Origin of the sequence: Sulfitobacter sp. 1A13421, assembly GCF_043557285.1 — a bacterium.
GTDB lineage: Bacteria > Pseudomonadota > Alphaproteobacteria > Rhodobacterales > Rhodobacteraceae > Sulfitobacter > Sulfitobacter faviae.
Window position 1 is genome coordinate 106,660 of the sequence record NZ_JBIFFQ010000005.1, and the last position, 24,109, is coordinate 130,768.

General features: G+C 64.2%; 16 protein-coding genes and 4 tRNA genes. 8 read left to right on the plus strand and 12 right to left on the minus strand.

Annotated features, from left to right (window positions below):
* Window positions 1-39: 39 nt before the first annotated feature.
* The gene (gene cobS / locus ACGYLI_RS11375; protein WP_394419250.1) at window positions 40-846 is read right to left on the minus strand and encodes an adenosylcobinamide-GDP ribazoletransferase; all 807 of its coding nucleotides are present in this window, start codon (window positions 844-846) and stop codon (window positions 40-42) included.
* Between the two features lie 79 nt (window positions 847-925).
* On the opposite strand from cobS, the gene cobT reads away from it, so the two are divergent.
* Window positions 926-1,939 carry a nicotinate-nucleotide--dimethylbenzimidazole phosphoribosyltransferase gene (cobT, locus tag ACGYLI_RS11380; protein WP_394419251.1) on the plus strand — a complete coding sequence of 338 codons (1,014 nt, stop codon included), beginning with the start codon at window positions 926-928 and terminating at the stop codon, window positions 1,937-1,939.
* 37 nt (window positions 1,940-1,976) lie between these two features.
* On the opposite strand, the gene ACGYLI_RS11385 is transcribed toward cobT, so the two are convergent.
* Together ACGYLI_RS11385 and ACGYLI_RS11390 are read right to left on the minus strand one after the other, a co-directional pair.
* Window positions 1,977-3,890, minus strand: a complete 1,914-nt coding sequence (locus tag ACGYLI_RS11385) for a monovalent cation:proton antiporter-2 (CPA2) family protein (protein ID WP_394419252.1) — start codon at window positions 3,888-3,890, stop codon at window positions 1,977-1,979.
* Between the two features lie 18 nt (window positions 3,891-3,908).
* Complete coding sequence (locus ACGYLI_RS11390) at window positions 3,909-4,364, minus strand: Lrp/AsnC family transcriptional regulator (RefSeq protein ID WP_271689612.1); 456 nt, start codon at window positions 4,362-4,364, stop codon at window positions 3,909-3,911.
* 137 nt (window positions 4,365-4,501) lie between these two features.
* On the opposite strand from ACGYLI_RS11390, the gene hppD reads away from it, so the two are divergent.
* Window positions 4,502-5,596, plus strand: coding sequence for a 4-hydroxyphenylpyruvate dioxygenase (hppD, locus tag ACGYLI_RS11395; RefSeq protein WP_394419253.1), 1,095 nt, complete (start codon window positions 4,502-4,504; stop codon window positions 5,594-5,596).
* Between the two features lie 63 nt (window positions 5,597-5,659).
* Here the strand turns inward: hppD and ACGYLI_RS11400 are convergent, their stop codons facing one another.
* A complete protein-coding gene (locus ACGYLI_RS11400; protein WP_394419254.1) occupies window positions 5,660-8,470 on the minus strand; it encodes a hypothetical protein in 2,811 nt (936 codons plus the stop codon).
* A gap of 151 nt (window positions 8,471-8,621) precedes the next feature.
* Here ACGYLI_RS11400 and ACGYLI_RS11405 point away from each other — a divergent pair, with 151 nt between their 5' ends.
* Window positions 8,622-9,323, plus strand: a complete 702-nt coding sequence (locus ACGYLI_RS11405; protein WP_394419255.1) for an SIMPL domain-containing protein — start codon at window positions 8,622-8,624, stop codon at window positions 9,321-9,323.
* Between the two features lie 51 nt (window positions 9,324-9,374).
* Here the strand turns inward: ACGYLI_RS11405 and ACGYLI_RS11410 are convergent, their stop codons facing one another.
* Together ACGYLI_RS11410 and ACGYLI_RS11415 are read right to left on the minus strand one after the other, a co-directional pair.
* Window positions 9,375-10,667: an O-acetylhomoserine aminocarboxypropyltransferase/cysteine synthase family protein gene (locus tag ACGYLI_RS11410; RefSeq protein ID WP_394419256.1), complete on the minus strand. Its 1,293-nt coding sequence runs from the start codon at window positions 10,665-10,667 to the stop codon at window positions 9,375-9,377.
* Between the two features lie 76 nt (window positions 10,668-10,743).
* A complete protein-coding gene (locus ACGYLI_RS11415) occupies window positions 10,744-11,748 on the minus strand; it encodes a hypothetical protein (RefSeq protein WP_394419257.1) in 1,005 nt (334 codons plus the stop codon).
* A gap of 92 nt (window positions 11,749-11,840) precedes the next feature.
* Between ACGYLI_RS11415 and ACGYLI_RS11420 the strand changes: the two genes are divergently transcribed.
* On the plus strand, window positions 11,841-12,416 hold the full coding sequence (locus tag ACGYLI_RS11420; protein ID WP_394419258.1) for a hypothetical protein: 576 nt from the start codon (window positions 11,841-11,843) through the stop codon (window positions 12,414-12,416).
* 80 nt (window positions 12,417-12,496) lie between these two features.
* On the opposite strand, the gene ACGYLI_RS11425 is transcribed toward ACGYLI_RS11420, so the two are convergent.
* A tRNA-Tyr gene (locus ACGYLI_RS11425) sits at window positions 12,497-12,580 on the minus strand.
* Window positions 12,581-12,693: 113 nt separating this feature from the next.
* Here ACGYLI_RS11425 and rlmB point away from each other — a divergent pair.
* Window positions 12,694-13,470 carry a 23S rRNA (guanosine(2251)-2'-O)-methyltransferase RlmB gene (gene rlmB, locus ACGYLI_RS11430; RefSeq protein ID WP_394419259.1) on the plus strand — a complete coding sequence of 259 codons (777 nt, stop codon included), beginning with the start codon at window positions 12,694-12,696 and terminating at the stop codon, window positions 13,468-13,470.
* Between the two features lie 248 nt (window positions 13,471-13,718).
* Here rlmB and ACGYLI_RS11435 read toward each other — a convergent pair.
* The 5 genes from ACGYLI_RS11435 to ACGYLI_RS11455 all read right to left on the minus strand — a co-directional run bounded on the left by ACGYLI_RS11435 (window position 13,719) and on the right by ACGYLI_RS11455 (window position 17,511).
* Window positions 13,719-13,793 (minus strand) — tRNA-Gly (locus ACGYLI_RS11435).
* Window positions 13,794-13,947: 154 nt separating this feature from the next.
* Window positions 13,948-14,022 (minus strand) — tRNA-Gly (locus ACGYLI_RS11440).
* Between the two features lie 221 nt (window positions 14,023-14,243).
* Window positions 14,244-15,917 carry a cytochrome c oxidase subunit I gene (ctaD, locus tag ACGYLI_RS11445; protein WP_067261244.1) on the minus strand — a complete coding sequence of 558 codons (1,674 nt, stop codon included), beginning with the start codon at window positions 15,915-15,917 and terminating at the stop codon, window positions 14,244-14,246.
* 186 nt (window positions 15,918-16,103) lie between these two features.
* Window positions 16,104-16,784: a lipoyl(octanoyl) transferase LipB gene (gene lipB, locus ACGYLI_RS11450; RefSeq protein ID WP_067261246.1), complete on the minus strand. Its 681-nt coding sequence runs from the start codon at window positions 16,782-16,784 to the stop codon at window positions 16,104-16,106.
* A gap of 46 nt (window positions 16,785-16,830) precedes the next feature.
* Complete coding sequence (locus ACGYLI_RS11455; protein WP_394419260.1) at window positions 16,831-17,511, minus strand: DsbA family oxidoreductase; 681 nt, start codon at window positions 17,509-17,511, stop codon at window positions 16,831-16,833.
* Window positions 17,512-17,731: 220 nt separating this feature from the next.
* Between ACGYLI_RS11455 and ACGYLI_RS11460 the strand changes: the two genes are divergently transcribed.
* The 3 genes from ACGYLI_RS11460 to ACGYLI_RS11470 all read left to right on the plus strand — a co-directional run bounded on the left by ACGYLI_RS11460 (window position 17,732) and on the right by ACGYLI_RS11470 (window position 24,084).
* A tRNA-Leu gene (locus ACGYLI_RS11460) sits at window positions 17,732-17,817 on the plus strand.
* A gap of 292 nt (window positions 17,818-18,109) precedes the next feature.
* Window positions 18,110-19,924 carry an autotransporter assembly complex family protein gene (locus ACGYLI_RS11465; RefSeq protein ID WP_394419261.1) on the plus strand — a complete coding sequence of 605 codons (1,815 nt, stop codon included), beginning with the start codon at window positions 18,110-18,112 and terminating at the stop codon, window positions 19,922-19,924.
* Window positions 19,924-24,084, plus strand: coding sequence for a translocation/assembly module TamB domain-containing protein (locus tag ACGYLI_RS11470; protein ID WP_394419262.1), 4,161 nt, complete (start codon window positions 19,924-19,926; stop codon window positions 24,082-24,084). The genes ACGYLI_RS11465 and ACGYLI_RS11470 overlap by 1 nt, the downstream gene beginning before the upstream one ends.
* Window positions 24,085-24,109 lie beyond the last annotated feature (25 nt).

Genomic DNA, 24,109 nt, shown 5'->3' on the forward strand with positions numbered 1-24,109 from the left:
TAAGAAAAGGCCGCGTCCCTTCCGGGGGCGTGGTTTTTTTTATGGAATGGCCTGCCAGCCATAGGCCATCATCTGACAGCCAGTTAGCAGGGCAATTTCGGTTACCTGCTGGGTGGCGCCTAAGACATCTCCGGTCTGTCCGCCGATCTTGCGCTTGGCGATTTGACGGACCACCAGCGCGGCCAGAAGCCCCAACAGCGCTAAACGCCACGCCGAATAGTCCGGTGCCATCACGATCACCCCCACGCCGATCAACACGGCAACCGCGGTTGCCAATTCGCCAGGGCGGCCTGTGCGATCCGACAGCCCGTCGCGGCGCGCGGGGGGCAGGCTGTCCATCACCCAGACCATCGCCGCCCGCGACCCGCAGGAGGCGACGACCAGCGCCCAGATCAGCGCCTCATCCGTAATCAATTCGCTGATGAGATACCAACGCAGCAAAAGCGACAGCACCAGCGCCACGACGCCATAGGTGCCGATCACGCTGTCTTTCATGATTTTCAGGCGCTTTTCGCGGGTCCAGCCGCCCCAAAACCCATCGGCGCAATCGGCAAGGCCATCTTCATGCATCGCCCCGCTCAGCATCACGAGTGTCAGCAGCACGAAGGCGGCGACCAGCGGCGGCGTGGCGCCCAGGCGCGTCAGCGCCATACCGACGGCCCCGGCAATCAGCGCCAGCACGATCCCGACCAATGGATAGGCCCAAGCGCTGCGGGCCGGGGGGCGGAGCGGCTCGGTCGGGAAGTGGAAATGCGGCAGGGGCAGGCGGGTCAGCAGGACAAAGGCCACGGCGATGTCGCGGGGCCGGAAGGCCTGCCTCAGGGCGGTGATGTTGGGAATGGCCATTATTTCGCCCCTTCGGCACTTTCAGCGCCGACAGGCTAAGGCTAGAAACGATTGAATATCAATCCGCAAAGGGCCGCATATGAACACGTCTTTCGCCAGTCTTACCGAATTTCGCAGCCTGCTGCGTGCGATGCCCGCCTGCGACGACGCGGCGATGGCAGAGGCGCGGGCCCATGACGCCATGCTGACCAAACCCCCCGGCGCGCTTGGCCGGTTGGAAGACCTCGCGGTCTGGTATCGGGGCTGGCGAGGCGGTGCGCGGGCCGAGATCGCCGCGCCTCAGATCATCGTTTTCGCAGGCAACCACGGGGTCGCCGCGCGGGGCGTCTCGGCCTTCCCGGCAGAGGTGACGGCGCAGATGGTGTCGAACTTTGAACAGGGCGGGGCGGCGATCAATCAGATCGCGCGGGTCAATGGCGCGAGCCTCGACGTGGTGCCGCTGTCCTTGGACAGGCCCACCCAAGATTTCACCGTCGCGCCCGCGATGGCGGAAGACGAATTCACCGAGGCGCTCCGGGCGGGCTGGGAGGCGGTGAATCCCGAGGCCGATCTGCTTGTCGTGGGTGAGATGGGCATCGCCAACACCACCTCGGCGGCGGCACTTGCCACGGCGCTTTTGGGCGGCGGGGCGGAGTTCTGGACCGGGCGCGGCACCGGGGTGGATGACGCGGGCCTGTCGCTGAAGACCGAGGTCGTGGCCGAGGGTGTCGCCCTGCATGCGGACAAGGGCGATGGGCTAGAGCAGCTGCGCCGCCTCGGGGGGCGGGAATTGGCCGCGATGGCCGGAGCTTTGGCGCGGGCGCGGGCCTTGCGCATCCCGGTGATCCTCGACGGTTTCATCTGCTGTGCCGCCGCGCTCAGCCTCGCGCGGACGGCACCCGGCGCGCTGGATCACTGCGTCGCGGGGCATCTCAGCGCGGAAAGCGGTCACCGGCGGCTCTTGGGCGCGTTGGACAAGGAGCCGCTGCTGGAGTTGAACCTGCGTCTGGGAGAGGGCTCAGGCGCGGGCTTGGCGATTGGCATCCTAAAGACCGCGCTTGCTTGTCACGCGGGCATGGCCACCTTTGCCGAAGCGGGCGTCAGCGACGCATAGGGCGGTGCGGGTGGCCCCCCGAAAGGGGCTGCCCGGTTCAGGCGCTTTCCTTGCCCTTGTCCTCGCCAAGGTTGAGAAAGGCGGTCTCCAACTCCTTTTGCAATTCCTTGGCGCGGGCCACATATGCGGCGTTTTGCGAAGGCGGCACATCGGGCCGCCAAAGCGCCGCCAATTCGCGGACCGAGACCCGGTCGTGGGCGTAGAAAAGCTTTTGCGCCTCATTCGCCTCGAAATCCGAAAGCCCCATGTTTTCCAACACATAGCGCCCGGCGCGGAGGGAGCTGTCGAACATTTCGCGCACGATGTCATTCGACCCGGCCTGATAGTGGCGGTAGACCTCCTCGCGGTCGCGGGCGCGGCTGACGATATGCAGGTTCGGGTTCTCTTTGCGCGCGTAGGAGATCAGAGAGACCGCGGATTTCGGATCATCAAGGGCCACCACCAAGACGCTGGCCTCTTGCAGCCCCGCCTTGCGCAGGATGTCGGGCCGCGTGGGATCGCCTAGAAACCCTTTGAAGCCAAAGCGCCGCATGACGGCAATGGTCTCGGGGTTGTGGTCCAGCACGACGGTTTGAAATCCGCTAGCTTGGACCATCCGGTTCACCATCTGGCCAAAGCGCCCGACGCCCGCAATGATCACCGGGCCGCTGCTGTCGATCTCATCGGCGATGACGGGGCCGCCGTCGTCAAGGCGTCGGCTGATCAGGTCGTGCAGGATGAAAAGCAGCGGCGTGATGAGCATGGTTAGGGCCACGACCAGCAAAAGCGTCTCGCCAATCGGGTCGGGCATGACGCCGGTGGCGAGGGAAAAGCTGACCAGCACAAAACCAAATTCCCCGGCCTGCGCCAGCGCCAGCGTGAAAAGCCAACCGTCGCGGCCTTTGAGGCGGAAGAGGCGGCCCAGTACCATCAGGATCAGCGCTTTGACGATGATGACCAACAGCGCCATGCAGATCAGGATCAGCGGTTTTTCGAACAGGAGGACAAAGTTGATGCCCGCCCCCACGGTGATGAAAAACAGCCCCAAGAGCAGCCCCTTGAAGGGTTCGAGGTCGGTTTCCAACTCATGGCGGAACTCGCTGCTGGCCAGCACCACGCCCGCCAGAAAGGCGCCGAGCGCGGGCGACAGGCCGACCACGGTCATCAGCGAGGAAATCCCCACCACGATCAGCAGCGCCAGCGCGGTATACATCTCGCGCAGCTTGGCGAGGTGGATGTAGCGGAACACCGGACGGGTCAGGTAGATGCCCACAAGGATGATCGCGGCGACCGCTCCGATCGTGACCAGCGTAACGCCCCAGCCGGGCAGGCTTTGCACGAAGGTCTGGGCGGCATGGGCGACGTCGCCCGCGTGGCTGCCCTCGGCCCCGTGATGGGCATTCTCCACCGCCTCAGGATCGAGCGAGATGGACCCATCGGGCAAAAGCCCGCCCGGAATGCCCGTGGCCAGCAGCGGCAGGAAGGCGAGAATGGGGATCACCGCGATATCCTGCGTCAGCAGGACAGAGAAGACGGAGCGCCCGCCTTGTGTCCGCATCAGCCCCTTTTCCGAAAGGGTTTGCAGCACGATGGCCGTCGAAGAGAGGGCCAGCGTCAGCCCGATCGCCAGCGCCACGCGCCACGGCTGGTCGTAAGCCATGGCGATGGCCATGAGCGCCGCGGTCGACAGCAGCACTTGCAAGCCCCCCAAGCCCAGCAGACGGTGGCGCATGTCCCACAGCGCGCGCGGCTCCAACTCCAGCCCGATCAGGAAGAGCATCATCACAACGCCGAATTCCGCGAAATGCTGCACGTCTTTCGTCTCGGACCCGACAAGGCCCAGCACCGGCCCGATCAGAATGCCCGCCGCCAGATAGCCCAGCACCGACCCCAGCCCCAATCGCGCGGCGATGGGCACGGCAATCACCGCAGCGGCCAGATAGACGGAGGCTTGGAACAGGAAACCTTCCATTGCGGTCCTCTTTCAGCGTCAGGTGGGCAGCGGCCCGTCCTGTTTCAGTTGATCCATGACAATCTGGCTATGCACCCGGCTCACGGCCTGATGGGGCAGAAGAACGTCGTGAATGAGCCTGTTCAGGCTCGGCAGATCGTCACAATAGACCCTCAGGAGGTAGTCCGCATCCCCCGTCATCGTCCATGCGCTCACAATCTCGGGACGGGTGGCCATGAGCCGGGCAAAGCTTGCCGAATGTTCCGGCCCGTGGGTGCCCAGATGGACCTGCACGAAGCCCTGCACGTTCAGCCCCATGCGCACCGGATCGAGCCGCGCGTGATAGCCGCGAATGTAGCCCTCCGCCTCCAACCGCTGCCGCCTGCGCCCGGCTTGGCTGGGGGAGAGGTTCAGCTCTTGCCCCAACTCCTGCGCCGTGAGGTGGGCGTTCTTTTGCAGCGCCGTTAGCAGCCGCCTGTCGATCTCATCGAGCATGATGCGCAATCTCCGCATGGTTTGGAGGTACTATGCGTCACTTCCGCGAAATTGACCAGATGAATGCTGCGATACGCGCAATCCGCGCGGCGGTTGCTGCGTAGACTGGGGGAAATCCAAAAGCAGAGGAGACTAACATGGGCCCTTTCCCGCATGACGCCCCGAAATCGCAGATCACGGCAGAGAACCCCGCCGGTACCGATGGTTTCGAGTTCGTCGAATTTGCCAGCCCCGACCCGCAGGCGCTGCGCGATGTCTTCACCAAAATGGGCTATGCCCATGTCGCCAATCACAAGACCAAGAAGATCGAGCTTTGGCAGCAGGGCGACATCACCTACGTCCTGAACCACGACCCCGAAAGCTTTGCCGCGCGTTTTGTCGAAAAACACGGCCCTTGCGCCCCCTCGATGGGCTGGCGCGTGGTGGATGCGCAAAAGGCGCTGGAGCACGCGGTAGCGAATGGCGCCGAGGAGTATAAAGGCGATGGCAAGGTGCTCGACGTGCCCGCGATCATGGGCATCGGCGGCTCGCTGATCTACTTCGTCGACCAGTATTACGACACCTCGCCCTATAACTGGGAATACGACTGGATCGCCACCTCCAAGCCCGAAGGCGTGGGGTTCTACTACCTCGACCACCTGACCCACAACGTGCACAAGGGCAATATGGACGTCTGGTTCAAGTTCTACGGCGACCTGTTCAACTTCCGCGAAATCCGCTTCTTCGACATTGAGGGCAAATATACGGGGCTTACTAGCCGCGCGCTGACCTCGCCCTGCGGGCGCATCCGCATCCCGATCAACGAAGACCGGGGCGAGACCGGCCAGATCGTGGCCTATCTCAAGAAGTACAACGGCGAGGGCATCCAGCATATCGCCGTCGGCGCGCGTAACATCTATGACGCCACCGATGCGATTGCCGACAATGGGCTGAAGTTCATGCCCGGCCCGCCCGAGACCTATTACAAGATGTCGAAAGAGCGGGTGACCGACCACGAAGAGCCGCTGGACCGCATGCAGAAACACGGCATCCTGATCGACGGCGAGGGCGTGGTCGACGGGGGTGAGACGCGCATCCTGTTGCAGATTTTTTCGAAAACCGTGATCGGGCCGATCTTCTTTGAGTTCATCGAACGCAAGGGCGACGACGGCTTTGGTGAGGGCAACTTCAAGGCGCTCTTTGAATCGATCGAGCAAGAGCAGATCGACAATGGTGAGCTTGAGGCTACCTAATCAGAAGAACATCCGGGGGAGGGAGAAAGGGGCGCTGCGGCGTCCCTTTTTATGTGGTGAGACCTAGTTCGGCATCTTCAGCACGACATTCCGACCCCGGCGCACATAGCGCAACTCGCTATCGCCAATGGCCGAGACGCGGCCCCCGTCGATCCGGTCGCCGACCTCAACCTTTTGATAGCGCCCGTTGCTGAGCCGAACCAGAGCGCGGCGGTTCGAGGGCTTGCCATAGACGCCGATCAGATTGACGTCGCGCAGGTTGATCGCATTCTTCACCGTGGCCTGTTTCGCCACGGAGGTTTTCGATGGAAAGCGCGGTTGGACCGCTTTGGGCGCGACGCTCGCGACCTGCGCAGGCGCAGCCCGGCGGGCGGCGCGTTTCACGATCCGGTCGAAATTGCGGGGCCGGGTATCGGGGCGGCGCGACTGGGTTGTGGCCTGTTTCGTCGCGTTTTGGATTGCGGGCGGCGTGGCGAGGGCGGCGGCGACCGCGCCACTGGTGTCGATGGGGGCAACCTCGGGCTCAGGCGTGGCAGCGGCGAGCGCTTCTTGAGCGATTTCTTGAACGGATTTGGGCCGCAGTTGCGGGCGCAGATCGGCCAATTCGGACCGTGTCAGCCCGCCAAGCTGGGCGCGTTCGGTCGTCTCTGCCAAATCGTTGGGGCGCAGACGGGGCCGGGCCTCGGCCAAGCCGCTGTCGACCTCAGGCTCAGCCGGTTCGGCTTCGGGCCGTGTGAGAGTGGCGGGGGGCTGCACGGCGGGGCGTCCGAGGTAGACCAGATGGCCGTCGGGGCTGAGCGCCCCCTGCGTCGTGGGTTTGACCAAGCCGCGCGCGTCCAGCGCAAAGCGTGTGCCCGCCGCCGCCGGAGAGCTGACCGCGCCGGGGGCGATGTCGGTGCCGAACCCATCGGCGGGCGGCAGGGCCACGGCATCTGTCGTGCTGCTGATCGGGTCGATGCTGGTGAGGTAGAGATCGTCGATATCAATTGCCGCCGCCGGGGCCGGGGGCACGTCCGGGGCGCGGGCCCAGATGCCGGTGGTGGCATATTTGGCGTCGATCTCGGCCTCGGTCATCTCTGACAGGGGGCGCGGCTCAGGGTCGCGCAGCGCGTCGAGCACGGCACCGTCTTCATCGGTCAGGCCGGCGTCCAAGGCGGCGGTTTCTATCGCGTCAGGCTCTGCCGGTTCGGGGGGCAAAACGGCGATGTCATTCTCGATTTCAGGGGGTTCCGCAGGGGCCAAGGCTTCGGCGGTGCTGCGCGGGCTGCGGTCGCCAAAGAGCCGCGAAAGCGCGCTGCCCTCGTCGAGGAAGATTGAGGCCCAAGCCGCGACACCGGCCAAGAAGACCAAAAGCGCCGCTGTCAGGATCAGGCCAAGGAAACGCGGCTTGCCGCCGACTTCGTTCCGGCGGCGCGCGCCAAAGACGGTCATTCGCTCGGCCTCCGACGCTGGGGTGGCCGCGGCGGGGCTGGCAGGGGCGGTCCGGCGGTCTTTCGACGCTTTCGGTTTGCGGCGGCTGAGGAAGGTGCCGGTGGAGGTGGTCGCCTCGGGCGTCAGCGAGCTGCTGTCGGGCTGGGGGGCGGAAGCCTCCGTCGCGGCGGCGGCGGCGGTGGCCGGTTCGACGGGCATCTGCGGCGCAAGCGGGGCCGCGGCGGGCGAAGGTGCGCCGACGGGCAGGGAGGCTGTGCTGGGGGCGGGCGCGGGCGTCGCTTCCGCTTTGGCGGCAGGCGGGGGCGGGGGTGCCTCCCGGCGCGCGCCGCCAAGGCTGGGCGCGTTGTCTGACCCGCCACGGCGGCTTGCAAAACCGGCGGCAGGGGCGCTGCGCGAGGGCGGTGCCGAGAAATCAACCTTGCGCGAAGGCTCGGGCTGCGGCGCGGCCTGCGTGCTTGCCGCCGCCGCAAGGGGGGCTGCGGATGCCGCAACGCTGCCCGTGGGGGCGGGCTGCGCGTCCGCCTCCGTCTCTTCCGGTTCCTCGCTTGGCGCGGCGGTCCCCAGCGCGGGCAGGTCTTCCTCCAACGGCGGTGGGGTTTCCTCTGGAGTGGGGGTCAGTTCGGCCTCTGCCGGGTCTTCCGTCGCCTCCGTTTCCGTCGCAGCGTCCAAGGCGGGCAGGTCTTCGTTCAAGGGAGGTGGCGTGTCTTCGGGGGTTGGCTCCAACGCGGGGGAGGCTTCCGAAACGTTCTCGGTCGATGCCAAATCTGGCAGGTCTTCCTCTAACGGCGGCGGGGTCTCCTCCGGCGTCGGGGCAAGCTCAGGCTCGGCCACGGGGGTCGTCTCATCCGTGTCCACGACCGGCCCTTCGGGCGCGTTCATCACGCCGGAAATCACGATGGGAGCCGTCTCAGGCTCCACGGTTTCGCCGGGTTCCAGCAGGTCTGACGCGGCTTTCGTCATGCCGAAATGCGGCGCGCCCTCGAAATTTTCATTGGCCGGGGCGGCGGCAAAGCTGACCGGGTGGAAACGGTGCTCCACCGCGAAGGCCTCGGCTTCGTCCAAGGTCTCGCGGGCCACGGCGGCCACATGGCTCTGCCCGCCATCGGCATGCACGTCGAACACCAGATCGGAAACCGGATAGGGCGTGGCCCCCTCCAGCGCCTCTGCCGCTGCCGCACGGCGGGCGGCGGGGTCCATATCCGGCGTGTCGAGGGTGAGGTATTTGATCTGCGCGTCGGGGATCAACAGCAGGCTGCGCAGCCCGCCCGGCTCCAACGCCGTGGCAGTTTTGCGCAAGACCGCCAGTTCCGCCGCCAGATCGGCACTGTCGAGCGCCACTTCACCAACAAGCTGCCATCCGCCCGATGTGCGGTGGAGCAAACGAATGCCGTCGAACGACAGGGAGAGGGTAAAATTCGGCTTCATCGCGGTCGACTTTAGCATGGGGTCGGGCGCACTTACAGACGCGCCGCAGTCATGGCGAAGGATAGAGCAGGAGTTCGCCCAAGGGAAGGGTGCGCACCGCGCAGGTGCTTGTCAGACCCCGCCCGCGATGGGCAAATGGCGGCGCATTGATGCACGGAAAGGAACGAACATGCGACTGATGAATTGGGTGGCGCTGGCGTGGATGGCGGGGGCCGGGTTGGTCTCGGCCCAGCAGGGACCGGAAGAGGGGATTATCGTCACCGGCCAAGGCAGCATCGCCGCCGCGCCCGACATGGCAACGATCACTCTGGGCGTGACCGAAGAGGCCGAAACCGCCAAGGCCGCGATGGACGGGGTGAATGCCGCCGTGAGCGCAATCCTGACCCAGCTGGATGCGCAGGGCGTCGCGGCGAAGGACCGTCAGACCAGCCGTTTCTACCTGCGCCCGCTACATGACCGCCGCGGGAATGAGAACGGCCAGCCGCCGCGCATCACTGGCTATCAGGCGGGCAACTCCGTAACGGTCAAGGTGCGGGATCTGGACCGCTTGGGCGCGATGATGGATGCGGTGATCGACGAGGGCGCGAATGATTTCAACGGCTTGGACTTCGGTCTTCAAGACCCGAAAGATGCGCTGGCCGAGGCACGCAAGGCCGCCGTTGCGGATGCCACCGAACGCGCGCGGCAGTTGGCCGAGGCGGCAGGGGTGAAGCTCGGCACGCTGATCCGCATGACCGAAAACTCCCACGCGCAGCCCAAGATGTTCGAATCCGCCCGTATGGGGATGGCGATGGACAGTGCCGTGGCCGAAGGTGAGGTTGAGGTGCGGGCGCAGGTCTCGATGACCTTTGCGATTGCCCCGGGGCAGTAAGCTGCCGCAGATGGAAAACCCCCGCCGAGGTGATCGGCGGGGGAAGGTGGTTTAGCTGGTCGCCTTGGCCAGTGCCTGATCGAGATCGGCGATCAGATCGTCAGCGTCCTCCGTCCCGATGGAGATGCGCACGACGCCCGGACCGGCCCCTGCCGCTTCTTGCTGCTCTGCCGTCAGCTGTCGGTGCGTGGTGGAGGCCGAGTGAATGATCAGCGAGCGCGTATCGCCCAAGTTCGCCACATGGCTAAAGATCTCAAGGCTGTTGACCAGTTTCACACAGGCGTCATAGCCGCCCTTGACCGCAAAGGTGAAAAGCCCGCCTGCGCCCTTGGGGCAGACCTTTTGCATCCGCTCGTGATAGGGCGAGGATTTCAGCCCGGCATAGGTCACATACTCAACCCGGTCGTCCTGTTCGAGCCATTCGGCCACCTTCACCGCGTTTTGCACATGCCGCTCCATGCGCAGCGACAGGGTTTCGATCCCCATGAGCGTGTAATGCGCCGCCTGCGGGTTCATCGTCATCCCCAAGTCGCGCAGCCCGATGGCGATGCCGTGGAAGGTAAAGGCCATGGGGCCGAAGGTCTCGTGGAACTTCATGCCGTGATAGGCTTCCTCAGGCTGGCTGAGGGAGGGGAATTTGTCATTCGCGGACCAGTCGAACTTGCCCGAATCCACCACGCATCCGCCCATGACAGTGCCATTGCCGGTGAGGTATTTGGTGGTGGAATGCACCACCAGCGTCGCGCCGTGTTCAATCGGGCGGCAGAGGTAGGGCGTGGCGCTGGTGTTGTCGATGATCAGCGGAATGCCCGCCGCATCGGCCACATCCGCAATGGCGCGCACATCCATGATATAGCCGCCTGGGTTTGCGATGGCCTCACCAAAGACCGCGCGGGTGTCGTCGTCGATCGCATCGGCCACGGCCTGCGGATCGTCGAAGTCGACGAATTTGCAGGACCAGCCAAAGCGCTTGATCGTATGGCTGAATTGGGTGACCGTGCCGCCGTAGAGACGGGTGGAGGCGACGATATTCTTGCCCGGCCCCATCAGCGGGAACAGCGCCATGATCTGCGCCGCGTGACCCGAGGAGCAGCAGACCGCGCCCACACCGCCTTCGAGCGTGGCGATACGCTCTTGCAGGACCGCGTTGGTCGGGTTGGTCAGGCGCGAATAGATATAGCCGACTTCCTCAAGGTTGAACAAAGCCGCCGCGTGATCGGCATCGCGAAAGACATAGGCTGTGGTCTGATAGATCGGCGTCTGCCGCGCGCCGGTGGCCGGGTCGGGGTTGGCTCCTGCGTGAATTTGCAGCGTGTCGAAATGTGGGGTGGGGCTGTCGGCCATTGGTCTGTCCTCTCAGAAAATGGTTCTCGCGCAGCCTAGGCGCAAAGACCCGTCCAGACAACGGGGCGGGCGGGGCTCAGCGCATCCAGAAACCGTTTGATTTGATCCGGTTGCGGATCGCCTGTTCGCGGCGGGGCAGGTTTTCTTGATCGAAAAGCGCGCGCACCTTGGCCCCCCGGCCCTGATAGACCATCCGCTTAATGGCATCGCGCTGCTTGAGCAGCTTTTTCATTCGGTTGGGGGCGGTGATGGCCTCTAGCACCTCGATCGCATGATCGTTCTCCCGCGCGTAGAGCAGGGGCAGAAAGCGATAGTGGCAGGAGACCGTGCCATCCAGCAGGCCAGCGGGCAGGGTGGCGCGCCCGCCGCCAAGGGCGTGGATCACCAGCGGCAGCACGATTTGGTCGAGCCAAGGATCAAAGCTCTGCGCGCAAAGCTCGACCGGAGGGTCGTCGCGTACCGCCAGGGCGTAGCGCAGAAAGAGATCGCCGAATTCCTTGGGGCAGCGGTAGTAAAAGAACCCGGCGTTAAAATACAGATAACGCCGCCAATATTCATCCGGTTGGCTCAGGTCGAGGCTGCTGGCGAAGTCAAGGCCGAACTTGTCGTAAAGCGACTTCCACAATGCGCTATAGCCCGGCCCGTATAGCTGTGGCTCGGGCCATGTGCCCTCGCGTTTGAGAGAGGCCGATGGGCGGTCGAAATCAAAGGGCACCGCCGTCAAGTCGCCGGTGATCAGCGTATCGGTGTCAAAGAAAACAAAGGGTTCGCCCGCGGGCAGGGCGCTGAGCATCTCAATCTTATTGCCATTGGGGTAGGTGCTGCCGAAATGCTGATTGTCAAAGGGGACGAACTCCGCCCCAAGCTCGCTCAGAGCTTCGCGCAGCGCGCTGTCGGTGATGCGCGGGTCACTGTCCCAAAGCGGGCCGGGCTGCGGCTCGGCGATCAGCAAACGACCTTGGAACTCTGGGCAGGAATGGCGCAGGGAGGCGGCGAAAAGCAGCGCCTCATAGGCCAGTCGCCCCTCTTGGCCCACGATGACGACGTTGAAAATTTGCGGGATACGCGAATTGCGTGTCATACTTAACTGCGGCCTTTGGTTTTCGGCCAGTATAGGGGCAGGGCTCTGTCGGCAAAAGCCAGCAATTTGAGCGGCCTGCGAAAGGGGTTCGAATGTTCGATTTTGTCTTTGCCGTGATCGCGATCAGCTTGGGCGGCCCCTCTGCGCCTTCGGACGGGGTAGGCCGACCGGATGCGCCGATGACGGTGCAGGCTCCGGCACGCCCTGCGGCCCCCGCCAGCCCGGCGGCGCCCCCGGCGCCCGCGGCCCCGCCGCCTGCATTCTACATGGATGCCGTGCCCCCCGGCTTGGTCTCCGAAGACCAGACGCCCACGGGCCGTTTCACCACCGCCGCAGAGGTGCGGCCGATCCTGAACGCCACCCGCGGCAATTGGATCGCCGTGCGGGAGTATGATGGGCGAGACTTCCTCTATGTGACCCACCTGTGGAGCTGGCGCTGCGGGCTGGCCGCCATGGCAATCGCGGTGAACGACGCGCCGATGCAGAATCTGCCGATGCCGCCCTGTCACGATTTAGTGCCGACGCCGAATGCGATTCTGGAGGGGGATCCGCAGCCTTACCTGACGTTTGACCTCGGGTCGGTTGAGAGGATTCGGGTTCAGCTCGTTTACGACGATTTGGGAATGGCGCTTGAGGGGTTTTTGCGGAGCGATGTGCTGATCCCGTGATAGCCATCGGGCGCGGCATTAATCGGTCGCCACGAGCGCGCCTTAACTGCGCATACGAACTATCGAGAGGGGGGAGAAAGTGGTGGGCGACCCTGGAATCGAACCAGGCGTGCGTCTCCGCGAGGGAGTTACAGTCCCCTGCCACACCTTGCGGCCTGTCGCCCACTTTGTCCCGGTGCATTGCACCTGACGTGGGGGCGTGATTACAAGCGAGCCAAAGAAGCGTCAAGGCGAATTCCTGAGAAAAGTTGGGGAAATCGCACGAAAGGATAAAGAGATGAAGAAACCCAAATGGGTCGTGCAAAAAGAGCAGGACAAGAAGGCCGAAGCGGCGCAGACGGTCTGGCTGTTCGGCCTGCATGCGGTACGCGATGCGCTGATGAACCCGCGGCGTGAAAAATTGCAGTTGATGGTCACGCCGAACGCGCAGGCGAAGCTGGAAGAGGCCATCGCCGAGGCGGGAATCACGCCGCAGGTCGTGGACCCGCGCAAGTTCCGCCCGCCGCTGGATCCGAACTCGGTCCACCAAGGCGCTGTGCTGGAGGTGAGGCCGCTGAACTGGGGGCGGTTGGAAGATGTGGCCATCGGTGATTCCGCGCCGCGGCTGTTGCTGCTCGACCGGGTGACCGATCCCCATAATGTGGGCGCGATTCTGCGCTCTGCCGAAGTGCTTGGCGCCTCGGCGGTCATCGGCACCAAACACCATTCCGCGCCCGAGACCGGGGCGCTGGCCAAAACCGCCAGCGGCGCGCTGGAGCGGCAGCCCTATCTGAGGGTCCGCAACCTTGCCGATGCCATCCGGGCCTTGCAGGAGATGGGCTATCTGGTGTTGGGGCTTGATGGCGAGGCGACGCAGACCATCGAGGAAGCCGTCGAAGGCCGCCGTGACCGCCCCGTGGCGCTTGTTCTGGGGGCCGAGGGGCCGGGGCTGCGGGAGAAGACCCGCGAGACTGTAGACGCACTGGTGCGGATCGATGCGGCGGGCGGATTCGGCTCGCTCAACGTCTCTAACGCGGCGGCCATCGCGCTTTATGCCAGCCGGGTTGGCGGCTGAGAATCGGCAAGAACTGGCTCAAATTCGAACAGGGGGCAGGGCGGCCGGGCCCGGCCCCTTTGAAAACGGCTAAGGCTTCCTAAATTTATGGGTGACCGCAGGCCCGGAACGCCTGCCGGCCACCTACTGTCCCTCGTTCCGTACCTTACGCCCCGTGTTCGTCATGGGGCGTTTTTTTCTGGGGCGAGATACACAAAAGCCGCCCCGAAGGGCGGCTTTGCGTTTCCTACGGGGTGGTAGGATCAACCTGGAGCGGGCGAGGCGATTCGAACGCCCGACCCTAACCTTGGCAAGGTTATGCTCTACCCCTGAGCTACGCCCGCATCCGGTTGGTGAGGGGGGAATACCCATTCCCGCAGGGGGCTGCAAGGGGGAAATGTAGCGATCTGAGCGTCGCGCGGCAATTTTTTCGGGAAGGTTTTGGGGGCGGAAAACACAAAGGGCCGCATCCGAAGATGCGACCCTGTGAAGTCCAGATGGAGCGGGCGAGGCGATTCGAACGCCCGACCCTAACCTTGGCAAGGTTATGCTCTACCCCTGAGCTACGCCCGCTTACCGTCTGGTGAGGGCGAGATACCTATTGGGGCGGGGGGCTTCAAGAGGGAAATGTGGTTTTTGGTGGAAAAATTTGCGTAAGGCGGGGGCTCTGCCCCCGGACCCCCGAGGGTATTTGAGAAAGGATGAAGTTGGAGGGGGGGGGGGCGGCTGTCAGAGGAGTGGGGGCAAAAGAAAAGGCCCCGCGGGAGAGCGGGGCCTTTGTGGTTTGGGTCAGCTTAGTGGCTGTGCTGCTTGTCCCAGTCTTCCTGTTTCGGAAGCTGCTCGAACGTGTGTTCGGGCGGCGGGCTGGGCAGGGTCCATTCCAGCGTATCTGCGAATTCGTTCCACGGGTTGTTTGCTGTGGAGCGCGCGCCGCGGGTCAGCGTGTAGGCCATCACCCCGAAGAAGAAGAGGAAGGAGGCGAAGCTGAGGAAGGCGCCGATCGAGGACCACTGGTTCCAGTAGGCAAATGCCTCCGGGTAGTCGATGTAGCGGCGCGGCATCCCCTGACGGCCCAGGAAGTGCTGCGGGAAGAAGGTCAGGTTGGCACCGATGAACATCGCCCAGAAGTGCAGCTTGCCGGCCCATTCGGGGTACATGCGGCCCGTCATCTTGGGCAGGTAGAAGTAGATGCCCGCGAAGATGGCGAAGACGGCGCCGAGCGACATCACGTAGTGGAAGTGCGCCACGACGTAGTAGGTGTCGTGATAGGCGCGGTCGACGGCGGCCTGGCTCAGTACGATGCCGGTGACGCCACCAACAGTAAAGAGGAACAGGAAGCCAAAGGCCCAAAGCATCGGTGTTTTGAACTCGATCGAGCCGCCCCACATGGTGGCGATCCAGCTGAAGACCTTCACCCCCGTTGGCACCGCGATGACCATGGTGGCCAGCATGAAGTAGGCCTGCTGGTTCAGGGTCATGCCCACGGTATACATGTGGTGCGCCCAGACGACGAAGCCCAGAGCACCGATCGCGATGATCGCCCAGACCATCGGCAGGTAGCCGAAGACCGGTTTGCGCGAGAAGGTCGCGATGACGTGGGAGATGATGCCGAAGCCGGGCAGGATGATGATGTAGACTTCGGGGTGGCCGAAGAACCACAGGATGTGCTGGTAGAGGATCGGGTCACCGCCGCCTGCGGGGTCGAAGAAGGCGAAGCCGAAGTTGCGGTCCATCAAGAGCATGGTGATCGCGCCCGCCAAAACCGGCAGGGACAGGAGGATCAGCCAGCTTGTGACGAAGATCGACCACGCGAAGAGCGGCACTTTGAACAGCGTCATGCCGGGGGCACGCATGTTCAGGAAGGTGGTGATCATGTTGATCGCGCCGAGGATCGAGGAGGCACCGGAGACGTGCACCGCGAAGATCGCGAAGTCCATCGACATGCCCGCTTCGCGGACCGAAAGCGGCGGGTAGAGCACCCAGCCCACGCCGGAGCCGAGCTGGCCGTTGCCGCCGGGTGTCAGCAGCGAGCAGACCGCAAGCGTGGTGCCCGCGACATAGAGCCAGAAGCTGAGGTTGTTCATCCGCGGGAAGGCCATGTCCGGCGCGCCGATTTGCAGCGGCATGAAGTAGTTGCCGAAACCGCCGAAGAGCGCGGGAATCACGACGAAGAACATCATCAGGATGCCGTGGCCGGTGATCAGCACGTTCCACAGGTGGCCGTTTGGCGTACAGGCGGCAGAGCTATCCGCAATGAAACGCGCGCCTTCCATACACATGTATTGAACGCCCGGATCCATGAGCTCAAGGCGCATGTAGACGGTGAATGCCACCGAAATAAGACCGACCAAGGCCGAGACGATAAGGTACAGAATACCGATATCTTTGTGGTTGGTGGACATGAACCACCGGGTAAAGAACCCCCGGTCGTCGTGATGATCTTGGCCGTGAATGGCTGCGTCTGCCATGCGGTGCCTCCTGCAAATGAATTGGACACATGGCGCCATAGGCGGCACATGCGGTGTCGCGCCCGTTTTAGAGCGACCGTCTCGCGGGGGCAATGGGCGCGATGGTCGCAGGGTGGGTATTTTTTGCGCTGTGGCTGTCGCCGTAAAATCCGGCCTTTGGGGCGCTTGGCGCGTGCTTTGCTGCTGTTAGGGGGTGATGTCGCAGCTGCCTGTGGGGGCGCTGGCAAAGACCTCATCAAAGGTGGCGCGCAGGGCCAGATCGACATCGTCCATCGTGACGGGCAGGCCCAGATCGACCAGCGAGGTCACGCCGTGGTTCGTGATGCCGCAGGGGACGATGCCGCCAAAATGGCTGAGGTCCGGCTCCACATTGATGCTGATGCCGTGGAAGCTGACCCATTTGCGGAGCCTGATTCCAATGGCGGCGATCTTGTCTTCGGCGGGGCTGCCATCGGGCTGGGCGGGTTTCTCGGGCCGTTGCACCCAAACGCCGACGCGTCCGGGGCGGATTTCGCCGCGCAGGTTGAATTGATCCAACGTGGCGATGACCCAATTTTCGAGCTGGCGCACGAAACAGCGCACATCGCGCCCCCGGGCGGCAACGTTGAGCATCACATAGGCCACGCGCTGGCCCGGCCCGTGATAGGTGTACTGCCCGCCGCGCCGGGTGGGGTAGACGGGGAAGCGGTCGGGCTCTGTCAGGTCTTCGGCCCGCGCCGAGGTTCCGGCGGTGTAGAGCGGGGGATGCTCGACCAGCCAGATGCATTCCTCGGCCTCGCCGGCGGCGATTGCGGTGGCACGCGCCTCCATCCACGCCTCGGCGCTGCGGTAATCGGTCAAGCCGTCGGTGATGATCCATTCAACCATGGGGATGCCTTAGCAAGACCCGCGCCGCACCGCCAGAGGCACAGTGTCAGGCGGCGGCGTCGCGTTCCTCCAAGACCTTGCGCAGGAGTTGGGCATAGTTTTCTGCCCCCTGCGCCCCGGTGATTAGGTATTTGCCCTCGAAGATCATCGACGGCACGCCGGAGATGCCGCGCGAAGTCCAGAATTGCTGCGCTTCGCGGGTCTGTTCGGCAAAGCTGCCGCTGCGGAGCACCTCAAGCGCCTCATCCCGGTCCAACCCGACGGAGGCCGCCACATCGGCGAGCTCATCGGTATCGTTCACATTGCGCCCTTGGGTGAAATGCGCGTCAAAAAGGGCCATCTTCAGCGGGTGTTGCAGCCCTTGGGCCTGCGCCCATGTCAGCAGTTGATGCGCGGCAAAGGTGTTTTGCATCCGCGTGTCGTCGGAAAAGTTGAAGGTAAAGCCCAAGTCTTGGCCCATCTGCGTTAGCCGTTTGCGATTTTCGACCGATTGTGCAGGGGTGGAGCCGTATTTCTCGGCCAGATGTTCGGCCATGTTCTGGCCTTCTGCTGGCATCTGCGGGTTCAACTCAAAGGGGTGCCAACGCACGTAGGCGCCGACGCCAACCGCGCCGAGTGCTTGCTCAAGTTGTTTGTAGCCCACGATACACCAAGGGCACATCACATCCGATACGATGTCGATCTGCACGGTGGGGGTATCTGTGGGGGTGGCGGTATCTGCGGGCATGGCGTGTTCCTTCTTGCTTGCGTGACAGATGGCCCGCCGAAGGCGCTGATTCAACGGTTGGGCCGTCAGATTGCAGGGCGGTAAGGGGATTGTGATCGGGGGTGCGGCTGCGCAAAATCGGGGGCTGAACCCGCATTCTGAAACGCATTGAAAAAATTTGCAGATTGCCTCTTCACAAGCCCTTGGTCTTTGGCTAAACCCCGACCACCAACCATGGCGTGCGGTCGTGGCGGAATGGTAGACGCGCAGCGTTGAGGTCGCTGTGGGGTAACACCCGTGAGAGTTCGAGTCTCTCCGACCGCACCACCATGCTTTGCATTGCAAAGCGATGGTCGGACCCCCCTGAAAGAAAAAACGTTTTTGTCCTCGTCTCGGGCCGTGGTCAGCCTACAGTCTTGCTGCGCGGTATCTTGCCGATTCCCCGCGTGACACCTGCGCGGGGCGGGGGCAGGCCGTTCTCATCGCGCGATTCCCCCGGCAGAGTGTTTGCAGCCAAGGCGGCAATGCCGTTTAACGGTTGCTAAGAATAAGGCCCGTTTGGGCGGGCAAAGGAGAACCGGCGCGAAAACCGGGGTGACGAACGCAAGGAGGGTAGCGCGTGGCGCAACAAGGGCAGACTCAAGGGGCGGCGCTTTGTCTCGCTCTTGGACTACTTCTTGGCGGGGGGGCTGCGGCACAGGCGGCGGAACTGGCCATCACTGGCATCGCAGCGGATTCGGACCTCTATGCCACCCTGCGCGATGGGTCCTTGTTGGCCGAGCAGACCGATGAGGATGCCGAGCCTGCCACGCCGCAGGAATTGGTCGCCGCGGCGCAGGCCGATTATGGGCGGCTTTTGGCGCTGCTCTACGACAACGGGTATTTCGGGCCGACGCTCAAGATCACCTTGGATGGCGTCGATGCCGCCGCGATTCCCCCTGTGCAACCGCCGCGCCGCATCGACCGGGCCGTGATCACGGTAGACCCGGGGCCGAAGTTCCGCTTTGGCGCGACCCGCATCGCGCCCATAGCCCCGGGCACCGAGTTGCCGGACGGATTTGCCGCGGGGGAGACCGCGAGCCTTGGCGTGCTGAAGGAAACCGTCTCGGCCGGGGTCAGCGGTTGGCGTGACGTGGGCCACGCGAAAGCGGCATTGGCGGATCAAGACCTTGTGGCCAAACACCGTGAGCGCCAGATCGACGCTGCCCTGCGGCTGGCCCCGGGGCCAAAGCTGCGTTTTGGCGCGCTGACTGTGACCGGCAACGAAGACGTGCGCACCGCGCGGCTGATCGAAATCGCAGGACTGCCACAGGGGGAGGTCTTCTCGCCCGAAGAGTTGGAACTGGCCACCGATCGGCTGCGCCGCACCGGCGCGTTCGACGCTGTGGCGCTCATCGAAGCGGATCGGATTGGTCCGAACGACACGCTGCCCATCACCGCGCAGGTGACCGAAGCGCCCAAGCGGCGCTTTGGCTTTGGTGCGGAACTGTCTTCGCTCGAAGGGCTGACGCTGAGCACTTTCTGGCTGCACCGCAATCTGTTGGGCGGGGCCGAACGTCTGCGCCTCTCGGCTGAGATCGAAGGTATCGGCGGCAATTCGGGGGGCGAAGACTATACGCTCTCTGCCCGGTTCGAACGCCCGGCGACCTTTAACGAAGACACCGATTTCTACGCGCTGGCCACGTTGGAACAGCTTGATGAGGTGAATTACTTATCCCGCCAGTTGGATCTGGAGGCGGGGATCGAGCGGATTGCCAACCAGAATCGCACCTATTCCGCGGGCCTCGGCCTGCGCGTGGCCGAGACCGAGGATGCCTTCGGCACCAACCAATATACCCTGCTGACCCTGCCACTGGGGGCAGAGTTCGACTACCGCGACAATGAGCTGGACGCGACCGATGGCTATTACATCGACGCCAATATCACGCCTTTCGTTGCCCTGTCGGGGTCTGAAAGCGGGCTGCGCAGCTATCTTGATGCGCGCTACTACCGCAGCTTCGGGACGGAGCGCCCGGTGACGCTGGCCTTCCGGGGGCAGCTTGGTTCGGTCGCGGGGCCGGACCTGTCGGAAGCCCCGGCGGACTACCTCTTTTACTCCGGCGGGGGCGGCAGCGTGCGCGGGCAGCCCTATCAAACGCTCGGCGTCGAGCTGCCGAGCGGCGACACCGTGGGCGGGCGCAGCTTTGTCGGGCTCTCGGCAGAGGCACGCGTGGCCCTGACCGAGAAGATCGGCGTCGTGGGCTTTGCCGATGCGGGCTATATCGGTTCGGAAGAATTCTATGACGGATCAGGCACTTGGCACTCGGGCGCAGGTCTGGGGCTGCGCTATGCCACGGGCATCGGGCCGATCCGGCTGGACGTGGCCGTGCCCACATCGGGGCCGGAAGTGGATGAAGATTTCCAAGTCTATATCGGGATTGGACAGGCGTTTTAATGCGACAGTTTTTGCAGATCCTCACCGCCAGCCTTGTCTATCTGGCCTGCCTCACACCGGCTGCCGCACAGGATGACGACAAGGGCTTTCTCACCCGGACCATTCAAGACGCGCTGAGCGGCGCGGGCCGCACCGTTAGCATCGACGGATTCGCAGGGGCGCTGAGTTCGGAGGCCTCCTTTGACCGGATGACGATTGCGGATGACGATGGCATCTGGCTGACGCTTGATGACGTGGTGCTGGATTGGAACCGTTCGGCCCTGTTGCGCGGACGGCTGGAGGTCGAGCAACTCACCGCCGGACGGCTCGATGTCGAGCGCCTGCCGGTCAGCAATGAAGTCGATCTGCCCGATGCCGAGGCCAAACCCTTTGCCTTGCCCGAACTGCCTGTCTCCATCGAAATTGCGGATTTCTCGGTGGATGAGATCAACTTGGGCGAGCCGATCCTGGGCGAGGCGGCGCAGCTTTCGGTAAGCGCCAATGCACGGCTGACCGATACGGTCGGCATCGTCGATTTTCAGGCCCGCCGCACCGATGGCAAACGGGGCGAGTTCGACATTCAGGCCGATTTTGACCGCACCGAAAATGTGCTGGACCTGTTGTTGAACCTGACCGAAGACCCCGAAGGCATCGCCTCGAAACTGCTGAACCTGCCGGGGCAGCCTTCGGTGCAGATGACCGTCGAAGGCGCAGGGCCGCTGGATGATTTTGCGACCGACGTGACCATCGCCACCGATGGGCAAGAGCGTTTGGCCGGGCAGGTGACCCTTGGCACGCAGGCCCCGCGCCGTGCCAGCGATACACCGGACCGCCGCATTCAAGCTGATATCGGCGGCGACATCACTGCGCTGCTCGCCCCGCGCTACCGTGACTTCTTCGGCGAGGACGTGCGGCTGGCACTGGACGCGCTGCTGGAAAGCAACGGTGCGGTAGAGGTCAGCAGCTTTGCCCTTGCCGCGAATTCCGTCGATCTGCAGGGGCAGGTCACGTTGAACCAAGAGAAATGGCCGACACTGATCGACATCTCAGGCCGGATCGCAAACCCAGATGGCACCTCGACCCTTCTGCCGGTCTCGGGTGAGGGCACGCGGGTCGAGGCCGTGACCCTGCGGGTGGATTACGATGCTGCCGATGGCGACCGTTTCGACAGCGCCTTCGACATCACCGGGCTGCACACGGGCGCGCTGCAAATCGCGCAGACCCAACTGGCGCTCGACGGCATTCTCGAAGGCAACCTTGGCAGTCTGGGGCAATTCTTTGGCGATGTGACCTTTGCCACCGAGGGGCTGACGCTGACCGATCCGGCAAGTGCCGAGGCCATCGGCGATGCGATCACCGGCAGCGCCGAGATCCGCTTTGTCGAAGGTGAACCGATTGAAATCAACGGGTTGACCCTATCGGGCGAAGACTATGGCCTGACCGGCGAAGCCGCGATCGACGGGGTCGACACCGGGCTGCTCACCCAGTTGAAGATGACGCTCGAAGCCCAAGATATCAGTCGCTTTTCCACGCTGGCGGGCCGCGATATCGCGGGGGCCACGGCGCTGGCGCTGAACGGCACGGTCACGCCTTTGGGCGGCATGTTCGATTTGGCGATTGCCGGGGGGACCGATGACCTTGAGATCGGGATCGAACAGGCCGATGCGGTTCTCGCGGGGCGGACCAGCCTTAGCATGGTGGCGAAACGCAACGAGACGGGGACTTTCCTGCGCGATCTTGAGTTGAAGAACGATGCGCTGGACCTGACCGGCGATGTTGAGCTGCGCAGCGAAGACAGCCGTGCGGCCTTGGACTTCACACTCGCCGATGTCGGGCTGGTGCTGCCGCAATACGAAGGCCCCATCGCGGTCAAGGCGACAGCGGTGCAAGAGCCGCGCGGCTGGGTTGTCGACGCGGTCACCGATGGCCCCTATGACGCGGCGCTCACCGTGTCGGGCCTGGCCACGGGCGAGGACGCGCAGATCGACTTCACCGCCGATATCCCCCGGATCGAGGATTTCCTGCCCGATGCGGATATCACCGGCCCGGTCACCGCCAAGGGCGCATTGCGCCAGACGCCGCAAGGGTGGAAAATCGACACCGAAGCCAGTGGCCCGATGGAGGCGCAGGCCTCGGTCGAAGGGTTGGTCACACCGCGGGTCGATGTGGCCTTTGACCTGTCTCTGCCCGATATCCAACCCCTCGTCCCGCAGATCAACGGCGGGGTCGCGGCCAGCGGCACACTGGAGCAGACCGAACAGGGGTTTGTCGTCGATACCATTGCCGATGGCCCCTACGACAGCCGCGTCGCGGTCGAAGGCTTGGCGACGGGGCCTGACATGGCGCTGCGCTTTGACCTGACCTTGCCGGATGTCAGCCCGCTCGCCCCCGGTGTGAACGGCCCACTCTCGGCCAAGGGTGACATCCGCCAAACAGAAGACGGGATCGCCGTGGATGTCAGCGCCGATGGCCCCTATGGCAGCAGCGCCATGGTCGAAGGGCTTGTGACTGGAGAGGTCTCTCTGCGCTTTGACGTCTCGGTGCCCAACGTGAACCCGCTGGTGCCCAGTGTCTCGGGCTCTTTCGCGGCCAACGGCGTGGCGCGCCAGACCGAAAACGGCGTGGTCCTCGATGCCAGCGCCAGCGGCCCCTATGGCGCACGGGCGACGGTCGAAGGTTTGGTCACCGGCCCCAATGCGGCGGTTGATTTCCAGTTGAACATGCCTGACATCGGCGCCTTGGTGAAACAGGTGAACGGCCCGCTCAGCGTCGCAGGCTCGGCCCGGCGCGAGGGGGAGGCCTGGCGCATCGACACCAGTGCCAATGGCCCCGCAGGCACGCAGGCGACTGTGGCAGGGCTGGTGAACCCGGATGGGACGCTGAACCTCGATATCGCGGGCAATGCGCCGCTTGGTCTGTCGCGCCCCTTCCTTGCCCCGCGCAATTTGCAGGGGCAGGCGCGCTTTGATTTGCAGATCAACGGCCCGGCGGCACTGTCGTCGGTCAGCGGTCAGATCACCACCAGCGGCGCGACCTTCACGGCGCCGAACCTCCGGGTGGCGCTGCGGGGGATCGACGCGGATGTTCAGCTTGGGGGCAACCGGGCGCAGCTCAATGTGACCGGTCAGGCCGTCGATGGCGGAGAGCTGCGCGTGGCGGGGGCGATCACCCTGACACCGGCCTTGCCTGCGGATATCAAGGTGACCTTGCGCAACCTCGTCTATGCGGACCCGAGCCTGTACAGCACCACGCTGAACGGCGATCTGCGGCTTGCAGGTCCCTTGAGCGGGGGGGCGCAGATCACCGGGGTGATCAACGCGGGCGAGACGAATATTCAGGTGCCCGCAACGGGTCTGACCTCGATCGGGGACATCCCGCAGATCACCCATGTCAACGCCCCCGCCGATGTGCTGGCCACCCGCCGCAAGGCGGGGTTGGAGGGGGGCGAGGCCGGGGATGATCCTGCGGCGGAGGCCTCCGGCCCCGGTTTCGGACTGGACCTGCAACTCAACGCGCCCAACCGTATTTACGTCCGGGGGCGCGGGCTGGATGCGGAACTGGGCGGCGCGCTGAACCTCAGCGGCACCACCAACCGCATCATCTCGGCCGGGCGGTTCGAGTTGATCCGCGGGCGGCTCGATATCTTGGGCAAACGCTTCTTGCTCGACGAAGGGTCGATCCAGTTTCAGGGTGATTTCATCCCCTATATCCGGTTCGTCACCTCGACCGATACCGAAGCGGGGGAGGTGCGTGTCATCGTGAGCGGCCCGGCGAATGAGCCCGAAGTCACTTTCGAATCCACCCCCGCCGCGCCGCAGGACGAGGTGCTGTCGCAACTCCTCTTTGGGCGCAACATCTCGGAAATCTCGGCCTTTCAGGCGTTGCAATTGGCCAGTGCAGTGGCGACCCTTGCGGGGCGCGGCGGCGACGGGGTTATCGGCAACCTGCGTGAGGGCTTTGGTCTCGACGATCTGGACGTGACCACCACGGAGGAGGGCGAGACGGCGCTGCGGCTGGGGAAATACCTGACCGACAACATCTATACCGATGTGACGGCGGCCTCGGATGGTACGGGCGAGGTGTCGCTCAACCTCGATATCACCGAAAGCCTGACGGCCAAGGGCACCTTGGGGTCGGACGGCGACAGCAGTATCGGCATCTTCTTCGAGCGGGACTATTGATTGAAAGGGGCGCCTTACGGGGCGC